This window comes from Aeromonas sp. FDAARGOS 1416, assembly GCF_019048085.1.
GTDB lineage: Bacteria > Pseudomonadota > Gammaproteobacteria > Enterobacterales > Aeromonadaceae > Aeromonas > Aeromonas veronii.
Genome location: NZ_CP077301.1, coordinates 4,380,517 through 4,393,756 on the forward strand (window position 1 = coordinate 4,380,517; position 13,240 = coordinate 4,393,756).

At 58.7% G+C, this 13,240-nt stretch carries 12 protein-coding genes; 9 read left to right on the plus strand and 3 right to left on the minus strand.

Annotation, left to right across the window (positions count from 1 at the left end; all coding sequences use genetic code 11):
* Nucleotides 1–141 precede the first annotated feature (141 nt).
* Nucleotides 142–759, minus strand: coding sequence for a type II secretion system protein (locus I6L46_RS20020; RefSeq protein WP_302054278.1), 618 nt, complete (start codon nt 757–759; stop codon nt 142–144).
* Nucleotides 760–800: 41 nt separating this feature from the next.
* On the opposite strand from I6L46_RS20020, the gene I6L46_RS20025 reads away from it, so the two are divergent.
* From I6L46_RS20025 to deoD, 7 genes are all read left to right on the plus strand, one after another.
* Nucleotides 801–1,574, plus strand: a complete 774-nt coding sequence (locus tag I6L46_RS20025) for a TatD family hydrolase (protein ID WP_216976893.1) — start codon at nt 801–803, stop codon at nt 1,572–1,574.
* A gap of 222 nt (nt 1,575–1,796) precedes the next feature.
* A complete protein-coding gene (locus I6L46_RS20030; protein WP_005340466.1) occupies nt 1,797–3,071 on the plus strand; it encodes a NupC/NupG family nucleoside CNT transporter in 1,275 nt (424 codons plus the stop codon).
* A gap of 125 nt (nt 3,072–3,196) precedes the next feature.
* Nucleotides 3,197–3,367, plus strand: coding sequence for a XapX domain-containing protein (locus tag I6L46_RS20035; RefSeq protein WP_005340467.1), 171 nt, complete (start codon nt 3,197–3,199; stop codon nt 3,365–3,367).
* Between the two features lie 424 nt (nt 3,368–3,791).
* Complete coding sequence (gene deoC, locus I6L46_RS20040) at nt 3,792–4,565, plus strand: deoxyribose-phosphate aldolase (protein WP_005340468.1); 774 nt, start codon at nt 3,792–3,794, stop codon at nt 4,563–4,565.
* A gap of 109 nt (nt 4,566–4,674) precedes the next feature.
* A complete protein-coding gene (gene deoA, locus I6L46_RS20045) occupies nt 4,675–6,006 on the plus strand; it encodes a thymidine phosphorylase (RefSeq protein ID WP_005340469.1) in 1,332 nt (443 codons plus the stop codon).
* Nucleotides 6,007–6,020: 14 nt separating this feature from the next.
* Nucleotides 6,021–7,229, plus strand: a complete 1,209-nt coding sequence (locus I6L46_RS20050) for a phosphopentomutase (protein ID WP_021230981.1) — start codon at nt 6,021–6,023, stop codon at nt 7,227–7,229.
* 76 nt (nt 7,230–7,305) lie between these two features.
* Nucleotides 7,306–8,022 (plus strand): purine-nucleoside phosphorylase, encoded by a 717-nt coding sequence (deoD, locus tag I6L46_RS20055; RefSeq protein WP_005340471.1) that lies wholly within the window; start codon nt 7,306–7,308, stop codon nt 8,020–8,022.
* Nucleotides 8,023–8,089: 67 nt separating this feature from the next.
* On the opposite strand, the gene I6L46_RS20060 is transcribed toward deoD, so the two are convergent.
* Nucleotides 8,090–8,710 carry an AhpA/YtjB family protein gene (locus I6L46_RS20060; RefSeq protein WP_005340472.1) on the minus strand — a complete coding sequence of 207 codons (621 nt, stop codon included), beginning with the start codon at nt 8,708–8,710 and terminating at the stop codon, nt 8,090–8,092.
* 119 nt (nt 8,711–8,829) lie between these two features.
* Here I6L46_RS20060 and serB point away from each other — a divergent pair, with 119 nt between their 5' ends.
* Complete coding sequence (serB, locus tag I6L46_RS20065) at nt 8,830–9,840, plus strand: phosphoserine phosphatase SerB (protein ID WP_216976895.1); 1,011 nt, start codon at nt 8,830–8,832, stop codon at nt 9,838–9,840.
* Between the two features lie 29 nt (nt 9,841–9,869).
* Nucleotides 9,870–10,775, plus strand: coding sequence for an alpha/beta fold hydrolase (locus I6L46_RS20070; RefSeq protein WP_139461336.1), 906 nt, complete (start codon nt 9,870–9,872; stop codon nt 10,773–10,775).
* A 54-nt stretch (nt 10,776–10,829) separates the two neighbouring features.
* Here the strand turns inward: I6L46_RS20070 and I6L46_RS20075 are convergent, their stop codons facing one another.
* Nucleotides 10,830–13,208 carry a PilZ domain-containing protein gene (locus I6L46_RS20075; RefSeq protein ID WP_058056750.1) on the minus strand — a complete coding sequence of 793 codons (2,379 nt, stop codon included), beginning with the start codon at nt 13,206–13,208 and terminating at the stop codon, nt 10,830–10,832.
* Between the last annotated feature and the right edge of the window lie 32 nt (nt 13,209–13,240).

Genomic DNA, 13,240 nt, shown 5'->3' on the forward strand with positions numbered 1-13,240 from the left:
GGGTATTGCTGCGTTGGCTGGCCCGTTATGACGCGTGGTGCGAGGAGTGGGGGCTCACCCGGGAAAACCGGCGCTGTTGCACGCCGGTTCGTTATGATGATGATTCAAGCAAAGAGCGTGTGTGTGCAGAAGAGGCCGAGTTCAATCAAAATTGCGGCTCACGACACCGGTGACGCTGTTGTATTCGAAGCCGAGGCCGTTTTCATACTCCGAGCCAGTCTGGAAGCGGCCCATCGAATCGCGCAAGATATAGCGGCAGTTATCGTGGCTTAGTCCATTTTCGACTTGGCTGCGGATTTCAATTATTTGCGAGTAATAATCAGCCTTTTCCTCTAATTGTTTTGAGACTGTCTGGTCTGTATCGAGGATGGCCTTGAATAGTAGTTCGCAGTCGTTAATGCTGCTGACGGATATCTGGTTACTACTGCCTCCGGTGAAAATGACATCAGTTTCTTTAAGAGCCGGATCTTCTTCTGTTCCAACCGGCCAGCCATAGTGGTTGATATCCAAATCTTTATTGCCCATTCCACTGAAGTTATACAGTGCCAGGTCTTGCCCCTGCACTTTCACCGCCCAGCCAGCATGAGCCAGCTGAACTGCACTGGCAAAGCTGCCAGCGGTCGCCGAGACCGTGCTTTTCAGGGCATCATCCTTGATATTGATAAAGCGGGGCAGGGCGGTGACGGCCAGGATACCCAGCACTATGATCACCAGCACCAGTTCAATCAGGGTAAAGCCGTTGTTTCTGTTGTTCATCATGTTCAATGACCCATTAAATACCGCAAACAGGTGTGAGTGATATGCAGCTGATAGATACCCATTGCCATCTCGACTTTCCGGTGTTCGACCAAGACAGGGAGGCGCTGCTGGCCCGTTGTCGGGCATTAGGGGTGACGGAGTATATCATTCCTGCCATCGCAGAGGATAACTGGACTCGTGTGATGGCACTGGCAGATCAGCATGACGGCCTCTTTTATGGTCTGGGCATTCATCCCTGGTATGCCGGTGAGCAGCGTGAGAGGGTGATGGAACGGCTGCGAGCGCTGGTGATGAGCCAACCTGCTAGGCTGGTGGCTATCGGTGAGTGTGGGCTGGACCTCCGTTCTCACGTGCCGCAGGAGGGGCAGCTTGCGCTGTTTGAGGCTCAGATCCGGCTGGCTGCAGATGCCGGGCTCCCCCTGATGATCCACTCGGTGCGCGCCAATGACACTGTGGCCAAGCTGTTGCGCCGCTTCAAGCCGCCTCGTGGTGGGGTGATCCATGCTTTCAGCGGTTCGTTGCAGCAGGCGGAGGCTTTCTGGCAACTGGGCTTTCGACTCGGGGTGGGCGGGGTAATCAGTTTTGAACGGGCGAACAAGACGCGAGAGGTATTTCGGGCTATGCCGCTCGAGGCCCTGGTGCTGGAAACCGATTCGCCAGATATGCCGTTGCAAGGCGTACAAGGCTCCCGAAATACACCGGAAGCTCTGCCGAAAATAGCGGAAATATTGATGACATTGCGGGATGAACCATCGGCAGATGTTGCCAAGGTGTTATTTGAAACTGCCCAACATATTTTCCATCACGACCAATAGCCATGAAACAAATTCGCAACACCTGATTTAGTTGTCAGGAAAAAAAATGAGCGTAAAAATCGTTTGCTGTCTAATTTTGTGACACTTGGACATTTTGATAACGATAAAATGTGACCAGCATTCTATTTTATCGGACTTTAATTAGTATAATGCGCACCCCTTGATTAGTTGGGTTTAATAACAACTCGCTAACAAGCCAGGTGCTACTAGAGGAAGATAATAATGAATTTGTTCATGGGTCTGGTAGGGATGGCGACGCTCGTCCTTATCGCGGTGCTGTTCTCCAGCAATCGCAAGGCAATCAACGTCCGTACCGTTGTCGGTGCGTTCGCAATTCAAGCCGGTCTGGGGGCGTTTGTTCTCTATGTTCCGGTTGGTCGCGATATCCTGGTCGGCGTGTCCGACGCGGTATCCAGCGTGATCAGCTACGGCCAGAACGGGATCGACTTCCTGTTTGGCGGTCTGGTCAGCAACAAGATGTTTGAAGTGTTCGGTGGCGGCGGCTTTGTCTTTGCCTTCCGTGTTCTGCCAGTCATCATCTTCTTCTCTTCCCTGATTGCAGTGCTCTACTACCTGGGCATCATGCAGATGGTCATCAAGTTGCTGGGCGGCGGCCTGCAGAAAGTACTGGGTACTTCCCGCACCGAATCCCTCTCCGCAACTGCCAACATCTTCGTCGGTCAGACCGAAGCGCCGCTGGTGGTTCGTCCCTACATCGCCAAGATGACTGACTCCGAGCTGTTCGCCGTCATGTGTGGTGGTCTGGCTTCCGTTGCCGGTTCCGTACTGGCAGGTTACGCCTCCATGGGCGTGAAGATGGAGTACCTGATTGCTGCCTCCTTCATGGCTGCACCGGGTGGTCTGCTGTTCGCCAAGCTGCTGGTTCCCGAAACCGAGACCCCGAACTACGACGAAAGTTCTGCCGATGCCGAGCTGGATGACAAGCCTGCCAACGTCATTGACGCTGCTGCTGCTGGCGCTTCTGCCGGTATGCAACTGGCCCTGAACGTCGGCGCCATGCTGCTGGCCTTCATCGGTCTGATTGCCATGATCAACGGCATCTTCTCCGGTGTGGGTGGCTGGTTCGGTTATCCGCAACTCTCTCTGGAACTGCTGCTGGGCTGGATCTTCTCCCCGCTGGCCTTCCTGATCGGTGTGCCCTGGAATGAAGCAGTGGTTGCCGGTTCCTTCATCGGTCAGAAGCTGGTAGTGAACGAGTTCGTGGCTTACCTGAACTTCGCTCCGTACCTGAAAGACGAAGTGCTGATCAACGGTGTGGCCATGTCCGATCACACCAAGGCGATTATCTCCTTCGCACTGTGTGGTTTTGCCAACCTCTCCTCTGTTGCCATCCTGCTGGGTGGTCTGGGGTCCATGGCGCCGAACCGCCGCGGCACCATTGCACGCTTTGGTCTGAAAGCCGTACTGGCTGGCTCTCTGTCCAACCTGATGTCTGCCACTATCGCAGGCTTCTTCCTGGCACTGTCCGGCATGTAATCGCCGCCTGACTGACAGGGTATAAACACGAACGCCACGGCATCTGCCGTGGCGTTCGCGTATGGAGCGGTGACAACCGTTTTCCTATCTAAACTAATAATAAAATGAGTCAAATCGGAGGTTATATGAATGAAGTGCTACTGGCGATGGTGGCCGGCTTTATAGTTGGTTTGTTGTTTTCTTTCCTCAAATTGCCGATCCCGGCGCCTCCCGTTTTATCCGGGGTAATGGGGATCGTCGGGGTCTATCTGGGGGGATTGGCCTACTCCTGGATCCTGACCCGTTTCTTTTCGTAAGGCTTTTTTAGACCTGGATTTGTCAGATGTGAGGTACCTCTGAAATTGGCAAATCCGGCTTGCAAACAGGGGGTATCTCGGCTGAAATAGGCGTTGCCAGCAGGGTGCTGGCAATGACTAATACTCGATGAAATCGGGTGTTGGCGGTCAAATGGAATTGATTGGGAAGTCGGGTCAGATGTTGTCGGCCTTTCTCAAGTCTTCATGGAACCAAGTCCGCACTTTTGTAAGAAAGTGACAGGGCTCTTGCCTTATTTACAGTCGCAGTGCCTGCAGGGTGTTTTGAATAGCATCCCGATAGTGCCGGTGCCTTCGCACTGTAATTCCATTCCCGTATAGCTGGGGATTACTGCCTGTGCATCCATCGCTGGATGGTATGGTGGTGCCCGGTTATCTGGATTAAATCGAGACTTTGGAGAACAGAATGACTGATCTGAAAGTGGCCGCTCAGCGCGCCCTGAACCTGATGGACCTGACCACCCTGAACGACGACGACACCGATCAGAAGGTGATCGACCTGTGCCATAAGGCCAAGTCACCGGCTGGCCTGACCGCCGCCGTCTGCATCTACCCCCGTTTTATCCCTATCGCTCGCAAGACACTGCGTGAGATCGGCGCTGCCGACGTACGCATTGCGACCGTGACCAACTTCCCGCACGGCAACGACGACATCGAGATCGCCGTGGCCGAGACCCGTGCCGCTGTCGCCTACGGTGCTGACGAAGTGGACGTGGTGTTCCCGTACCGCGCCTTCATGGCCGGTAATGAACAGATCGGTTTTGATCTGGTCAAAGCCTGTAAAGAGGCCTGCGGTGCCAACGTGCTGCTGAAAGTGATCATCGAAACCGGCGAGCTGAAAGAAGAGGCGCTGATCCGTCGTGCTTCCGAAATCTGTATCGATGCCGGTGCCGACTTCATCAAGACCTCCACCGGCAAGGTGCCGGTCAATGCGACCCCGGAAGCGGCGCGGATCATGATGGAAGTGATCAAGGCCAAGAATCCGAAAGTCGGCTTCAAGCCTGCCGGTGGCGTGAAAGATGCCGCCGTTGCCGGTCAGTATCTGGCCATGGCCGAAGAGATCCTCGGCAACGACTGGGTGTCCGCCCGTACCTTCCGCTTTGGTGCATCCAGCCTGCTGGCTAGTCTGCTGGCCACTCTGGGGCATGGCGACAAGCCAGCCAACACCAGCGGTTACTAATAGGTTGATGAGAGGGCGGACTGCTGTCCGCCCTGTTAGCCCCCACCATGCGGTGTGCGGGCAAGGATTCAGGCTTGTGTAACGCCAGCAATGGCGGAGGGAATGAAAGATGTTTTTGCCTCAAGAAATTATTCGCAAGAAGCGCAACGGTGAAGCGCTCAGTACCCAAGAAATTCAATTCTTCGTTCAGGGCATTACCAACAACACCATCGGCGAGGGGCAGATTGCGGCGCTGGCGATGGCGGTCTACTTCAAAGACATGACCATGGATGAGCGGGTTGCCCTGACCTGCGCCATGCGCGACTCCGGCATGGTGCTGACCTGGGATCACCTCAATCTGGGTGGCCCGATTGTCGACAAGCACTCCACCGGCGGGGTGGGGGACGTTGTCTCCCTGATGCTTGGCCCGATGGTCGCTGCGTGCGGCGGTTTCGTGCCGATGATCTCCGGCCGTGGCCTGGGCCACACCGGTGGTACCCTCGACAAGCTGGACGCCATTCCCGGCTACCAGACCTCGGTCGACAACGATCGTTTCCTGAAAGTGGTGAAAGAGGCGGGTGTCGCCATCATCGGCCAGACCGGCGATCTCGCCCCCGCTGACAAGCGTATCTATGCAGTACGGGACATCACCGCCACCGTCGAATCTGTCGCGATGATCACCGGCTCCATCCTCTCCAAGAAGCTCGCCTCCGGGCTCGAAGCGCTGGTGATGGATGTGAAAGTGGGCTCCGGCGCCTTTATGCCGACTTTTGAAGCCTCCGAAGAGCTGGCCAAGAGCATTGTGGCCGTGGCCAACGGCGCCGGCTGCCGCACCTCTGCGCTCTTGACCGATATGAACCAGGTGCTGGCCTCCAGCGCCGGTAACGCGGTGGAAGTGCGCGAAGCGGTGCGCTACCTGACCGGTGAATACCGTAACCCGCGGATTCACGAAGTGACCATGGCGCTGTGCGCCGAGATGCTGATCTCTGCAGGCTTGGCCAGCGACGAGCGCGATGCCCGTGCCAAGCTGCAGGCGGTGCTGGATAACGGCAAGGCGGCCGAGATCTTCGGTCGCATGGTGACAGGTCTCGGTGGCCCGGCCGATTTTATGGAGCGTTACGACGCTTACCTGCCCAAGGCTGCCATCGTGCGCCCGGTTTTCGCGGCCAACAGTGGCTTCGTGACCGCCATGGATACCCGCGAGCTGGGTCTGGCTGTGGTCGCCATGGGCGGCGGTCGCCGCGCTGCCGGTGACAAACTTGATTATGCAGTCGGTCTGACCGACTTTATCCGCCTGGGTCAAAGCGTCGATGCTGACAAGCCGATCGCGATGATCCACGCTCAGACTGAAGAGCAATATGCTCAGGCTGCCAGCATGGTGCAGGCGGCTGTCCGGATTGGTGGCGAGCGGCCGGAGGCACTGCCTGAAGTGTACCGCCGTATCACCCTGGCCGATTTGTAACAAGGGGAAGACCCATGAAACGTACCTTTATTCTGATGATGGACTCTTTCGGTATTGGCGCTGCTGCCGACGCCGACAAGTTCGGAGATGTGGGTGCCAACACCCTTGGCCATATCGCCAAGGCGTGTGCGGCAGGTGAAATTGAAGGCCGTGGCGCCCTCAATCTACCCAACCTCAACAAGCTGGGCCTGGGCCACGCTTGCGAGCAGGCTTCCGGCTACTTCCCGGAAGGGCTGAAAAAAGATATCGAGGTGGTCGGTGCCTACGGCTTTGCTCAGGAGCTCTCCTCCGGCAAGGACACCCCGTCCGGTCACTGGGAGATCGCCGGTGTGCCCGTGCTGTTCGAGTGGGGCTACTTCAAGGATCACCACAACAGCTTCCCGCAGGAGCTGCTGGACGCCATCGTCGAGAAGGCTGGTCTGCCGGGATATCTGGGTAACTGCCACGCTTCCGGTACCCAGGTGCTGGACGATCTGGGCGAAGAGCACATGAAGACCGGCAAGCCGATCCTCTACACCTCTGCCGACTCCGTGTTCCAGATTGCCTGCCACGAAGAGACCTACGGCCTCGAGAAGCTCTATGAACTGTGCCACATCGTGCGCGAGCTGCTGGAGCCCTACAACATCGGCCGCGTGATTGCGCGTCCGTTCGTAGGTACTGGCAAGGGCAACTTCAAGCGTACCGGCAACCGTCACGACTACTCAGTGCTGCCGCCGGCGCCGACTGTGCTGGATTACATGAAAGATGCGGGCGGTCAGGTGGTCTCCATCGGCAAGATTGCCGACATCTATGCCCAACAGGGCATCACCAAGCAGGTGAAAGGGACCGGTCTGACCGAGTTGTGGGATCGCACGCTGGAAGAGGTGAAAGCGGCCGGTGACAACACCATCGTCTTCACCAACTTCGTCGACTTCGACTCCTCCTACGGCCACCGCCGTGACGTTGCCGGTTATGCCGGTGCGCTGGAGTATTTCGATTCCCGCCTGCCAGAGCTGTTTGAGCTGCTGCAGGATGGTGACGTGGTGGTGCTGACTGCCGACCACGGCTGCGACCCGACCTGGGGTGGGACCGACCACACCCGCGAATACATTCCCGTGCTGTTCTTCGGCAAGCCGGTCAAGGCCGGCTCCGTCGGTCGTCGCGAGACCTTTGCCGATATCGGCCAGAGCATCGCGGCTTACCATGGCCTGCCGAAACTGGCGTACGGTACCAGCTTCCTGTAATTTACCCGCCCGCCACTTCGGCGGCGGGCAATTTATAAAACAATAAAACTCAACCTAGTGTGAAGGAATCAAGAGAATGGCAACTCCTCATATCAATGCGAAAGATGGCGCCTTTGCTGATACCGTGCTGATGCCGGGCGACCCCCTGCGCGCCAAGTACATCGCTGAAACTTTCCTGGAGAACGTCGAGCAGATCTGCGACGTGCGCAACATGTTCGGCTTTACCGGTACCTACAAGGGCCGTCGTATCTCCGTCATGGGTCACGGCATGGGTATCCCGTCCTGCTCCATCTACGCAAAAGAGTTGATCACCGATTACGGTGTGAAGACCCTGATCCGTGTGGGCTCCTGTGGCGCCGTGCGTGAAGACGTGAAACTGCGTGATGTGGTGATCGGTATGGGTGCTTGCACCGACTCCAAAGTAAACCGTCTGCGCTTCAAGGATCATGACTTCGCTGCCATCGCCGACTTCGACCTGGTTGCCAATGCCGTGCAGGCCGCCAAGAACAAGGGCGTTGCCGTGCGCGTCGGTAACATCTTCTCCGCCGACCTGTTCTACACTCCGGACCCCTCCATGTTCGACGTCATGGAAAAATACGGCATCCTGGGTGTCGAGATGGAAGCCGCCGGTATCTACGGCGTAGCCGCAGAGTACGGTGCCAAGGCACTGACCATCTGCACCGTCTCCGACCATATCCGTACCGGCGAGCAGACCACCTCTGAAGAGCGTCAGCTGACCTTCAACGACATGATCGAAATCGCACTGGATTCCGTCCTGCTGGGCGACAAGTAATCCCCTTGCGAATGAGAAACGGCGGCCTTCTGGCCGCCGTTTTTGTATCTGCTTTCTGGTTGCGCCATCAGTTTTCCGGAGGTGGCGAGGGGGGCGTACTCTTTTTCTTGTGCTTGCGCACCCGCATGTAGTTGCGGCGCACGCCGTAGGAGATGAGCACTCCGGCCAGCAGGGCGACCAGCAGCATCAGGCGCTGTTTCTCCTGCACCACCTTGAGCCGGGTGTCCTTGTCTGCCAGCATCTGCTGCTCTTCCAGGGTGATGCGCAGGAAGCCGATGGTCTGCTCGCCATCCCGGATCTCCTGTACGAACTGGATCCGCCCCTTGCCCTGCTCCGGCAGTGACTTGTTATCGCTGCCGATGGGCAGCAGGCTCTCCAGCGGCACCGCCTGCTCAGACTGGGCGAGGGGAATGCCGCGTCCATCGTAGAGGGTGGCATCGAGGATCTCCGGCTCGGCTGCCAGATCCCGCGCCAGCCGCTCCAGTTCGCTGCTCTTCTCCTCCTTGATCCAGCGTTTCATGTCGCGGGCGGCATAGGCGACCAGCGCCTGCGCCCGGTTGCGCGCTTCGCTGTGCAGCGAGGCCTGGCTTTCACCCTGCATATGAATAAGCACACCGAGCACCCAGCATCCGAGCAGGATACCGGCACCCAGGCTGAGAACACGTTTGATGGGAAGATGACGCTGCAAGCGTGAGACCTCTGGTAACAAGGAGTGGCGGGATCTTGGCGCTTGCCTGTACAAAAAGCAATACGCTACTCTGGGCCAGCATTGTTAACCCCCTGATCACCAAGGAAGGCGTATCCCTTATGTTGTTGTCCCGGCTCCCCCCTCTGTTATCCGATTGGCCCGCGTTGTTGTCAGGCTCACCTTGTTGGCAGCTCCACGCAGATACGTTGCAACCGACAGAGACCCCGCAGGCGGGCGGCTGGCTGGTGCTGTTTGGCAAGGGGCTGGGTGCCTCCCATCTGGCGCGTCTGTCGCCACTGTTGGCTGCACAGGGGTTGGCGGCCACCTTCTATCCTCCCACCGAGGTGGCGGGCGTGCCGTTGCTGCTGCTTGGCTGCGATCGCTTCTCTGCCGAGCTGGTGGCCGAGCTCAAGAGCGGTGAGTGGGAGATCGATCTCTGCCATCTGCCCGCGCTACCGACCCTGAACGAGCCCGGCCTGCTGGTGATGGACATGGACTCCACCGCGATCCGCATCGAGTGCATCGACGAGATTGCCCGGCTTGCCGGGGTTGGCGAGCAGGTAGCGGCAGTGACGGCCGCGGCGATGCAGGGCAAGCTGGAGTTTGCCGACAGTCTGCGTAATCGGGTGGCCCTGCTGGCAGGGGCGCCGGTCGCCATCCTCGACGAGGTGGCGGCATGGATGCCCTGGATGCCGGGCTTGCAGCTGATGGTCGATACCCTCAAAGGGGCGGGTTGGAAGGTGGCCATCGCCTCCGGTGGTTTTACCCGTTTTGCTGGCCAGTTGCAGCGTGAGCTGGGGCTCGATGCCATCTTCGCCAACGAGCTGGCGGTGGAGGGGGGCCAGCTGACCGGCAAGGTGAGTGGGCGCATCGTCGATGCCAGCGTCAAGGCCGAGGTGTTGCAGCAGCTTGCTCAGGAGTACGGCATTGCTGCCGCCCAGACCGTGGCCATCGGCGATGGTGCCAACGATCTCAAAATGATGGGGGTCGCGGGCCTTGGCATTGCCATTCACGCCAAGCCGCTGGTGCGGGCGCAGGCGGCGGCCACCCTCAATCATCACGATCTGGAGGGGGTGATTTGCCTGCTGGCGGCGCGGGCCTGCAGCGAGCAACGCTGGGACAAGCGCTAACAGTGTTTCAAGGAGGAAACCAATAAAAAATGGAATTGTTGCAGCAGTCTCTGTTTATCCCCTGTGGTAGCCATCAATTGCATGTGCGCCACATCAAACCCCGGGTCGCCGTGCATGGCGAGCCGATCCTGATGGTGCATGGCGCCATCGAGAACGGGCGGATCTTCTATACCGAATCGGGCAAGGGGCTGGCCTGCTTTCTGGCCCGTCACGGCTATCAGGTCTATGTGGCTGATTTGCGGGGGCGGGGGCTCAGCACTCCGGCTATAGCCGAGCAGGCAGAGCACGGTCAGCATGAGCTGATCACCGAGGATCTGCCCGCCCTGCAGCGCTGGATTGCAGAGCGCCATCATGGCTTCAAAGTGCATTGGGTGGCCCACTCCTGGGGGGGGGTCATCATGGCCTCGACCCTGGTGCGCTTCCCCGAGCTGGCGGATCAGGTGGCCAGCCTGCTGTTTTTTGGCACCAAGCGCGGTGTGTCGGTGCACAATCCCGAGCGCTGGCTGAAGGTGGATCTGATCTGGAATCGGCTGGCCCCCTGGCTGGCTCGCCGCCGTGGTTTTCTGGCGGCTCGCACTCTGAAGATCGGTGCTGACGACGAGCCGCTGCGCTATCTGCAGGAGACCATCCCCTGGGTCAAGTGCGGCCCCTGGCAGGATCCTCACGACGGTTTTGCCTATGATGAGGCTGCGGCACGGGTCAACTGGCCACCGCTCTGGATGATTTCGGCCAAAGCGGACAAGGTGCTGGGTCACCCGACCGATGTGCGCCGCTTCAGCGACGAGATGGGTTCGGCCACGCGTCACACCCGATTGGGGCGGGACAATGGCAACCGCCTCGATTATGACCACATCAACATGCTGACCGCTCCGCAGGCGCAGGAGGATCACTTCCCCCAGATCCTCGATTGGCTGCTCAACCCGCAGGCGGCATGACAAAAAACAGGGCGCCTCGAGCGCCCTGTTTCATTTCTGTCTGTTTCCGGATCTTCAGTTCAGCGGCGGCGTGATACCAAAGCGGAACAGGGTGGCCTGGGTGGTATCGGTCAGTTCGCCTACCCCCACCACGCTCCAGAGCTCCTCTTCCAGCTTGCGTGCCTTGTGGATGGCGAACTTGGCGATGTAGTCCAGCTCGTTGGCGATGAAGTTGGTGTCGGGCCGTCCGGTACGGGAGATACCGACCAGCACCGAGTAGAACTCCCCCTGTTGCTGCGCCAGCTCGATGAACTGACGCTTCTCTTTGACGTTGGCAAAGCTGCTGGCCAGCCGGCTGCTGAAGATGGGCAGGCCGGCCTTGGTCTGGATGCTGGCGATATAGACCTCGTCCTCTCTCGGTTTGTCCTCCCGCTCGATGGCACGCAACGGGTTCATCAGCAGCTCCTTGAGCAGCTCCCCCTGAAACAGCGGGTAGAGGTTCTCCTGCTCCGGCAGCTCGGCACAGGCTTGCAGCAGCCGCTGCAGACTGCGCGGTTGCAGAGACTTGCCGATGGAGGCCGGTTTGGGCGCGCCTTTCAGCTTGTTGACGTAGACCGGCGAGTTGAACAGGTGGTGGGTGTAGATGTTGCGCAGTGCCCGCGCCAGCCCGCGATAGCGACGCTGCTCCTGCGCTGCCTTGAGCTTGTTCTGGTTGCTCTCGATCAGCAGACTGAAGAACTGGCGGCCGGTATGGCGATCCGAATCCCCTTCGATGCAGAGGTGCAGCACGGTGCGGGTCATGTTGAGGCTGACCAGCCGGTAGGAGAGGCGCTGCAGATCCATGCTCTTGGAGAGCTCCTGCAAGCGGGGCAGGGCGATGGTCACCACATCGTTCTTCTCGCCGATAAAGGCATCTTCCAGCTCGATTTGCAGGCCGTGAGTCGAGATGTCGCGGGTCCAGCCGATCCAGGATTTGCCGTTGTGATGGATGGCGACCGCGGTCTTGTGGATGTAGCGCGACTCCTTGCGCAGCTGAACATAGTGCAGAGTCTCGATCTCGAACGGGGCAACCCCCTGCTCGTGACCAAAGCGTTGCAGCTCGTTGGCGTTGTTGCTGACCCCTTCCTGATGGAACTCTTCCCGCTGTGACTCCAGGCCGATCTCCTGCAGCAGACCGCAGTAGCCGATCTGTTTGAGTCGCTCGAGCAGCAGGATGTCTTGTAACTGCGGGTTGTCCTGCCCCTGCAGTTGCCCCACATCCGCCTCGATCAGATCGCATGCCTCCAGCGTGAACTTGTAGACACGCCAGCTGGGGCGGCGTGAGCCCACTTGGAAGAAGAGGGCGGTGAGGCCACTCTGGCGCAGCTCCTCGGCGGTGGCGGAGAAGAAGTAGATGTGGCTGCGCACCGTGTGGGTAAAGCAGTAGATGATGGTCTCGGTGGTGGTGCCGGGGGCCGGGCAGAGCCGTTTCATCCGCTCTGCGCTGAAAAGGCCCGCGAGGGCATCGCGGTTTTTCTCATCGCGCCAATACTCCAGCAGGTGCTGGTTGTTTTCCGTACGCAGGGCTATCTCGAGATTGGGGCTGTCGCCGGTGCCGAAGAAGAGCGGCATGCCGGTCATCCGCGGCAGGTAGAACTGCTCATACCCCTTGATGATGGCGGCGGAGAGCAGATAGTCGACGCTGACCCGATAGCGGATCTTGTTGGCATCGATAAAGTCGCTGAGGAAGGCATCAAAGGCTGGCTGTTCGCCGGAGCGCACCAGCCGCAGCCAGTATTTCCCCTCTTTGCTCTCTTCGCCGAGGATCTGATAGCCGACCGGCTGGTGCAGCACCGGATTGGGGGTGTCCCGCTCCAGTCCGGTAAAGAAGACCTCCACCTGGGCGCCGGTGTGATAGTTAGGCAGATAGGGTACCGAGACTCTCATGCCACCCAGCGAGAGATCGGAACTCTTGGCGAACAACTTCTCTCCGTCCTGAAACTTGATCAGCACCGGCGAGCTGAAGTGCATCCGCTCCTGACGGCGGCCGTAGTAGCTGGCAAAGGCAATGGTGTTGACATCATATTGCCGGAAGGGGCTGGCAGGCGGCGACAGCTGACCATCCACGCGGGCGTTGTGGTGCTGTTTTTGCCACTGTTGCAGCGCCTCGTAGACGCCGAGGGTATAGATATCGCGGTAGAGATAGCACTGGGACTGGAACAGGGCAATCGCATCGGCGGGCATGAAGTGAGTGATGCCGTCGAACTCATGCACCAGGCACTCATCCTCCAGCTCATCGCGCATGTCGATGACCCTGCGGCAGGGGGAGCACTTGCGCTTGAGCTCCATCTTGATCAGAAAACGGCTGTTGCTGTTTTCCTCCTGAGTCATGCGGTTGAAGATCTCCTCGAAATCTTTCTCCCGCAGCAAGGGGACGAGTTGTTCAATCAGATGTTGCTGGTGTTCTGAATCCATTTGTTCCTGCCACGGAAAGTCACTTTTCCGAT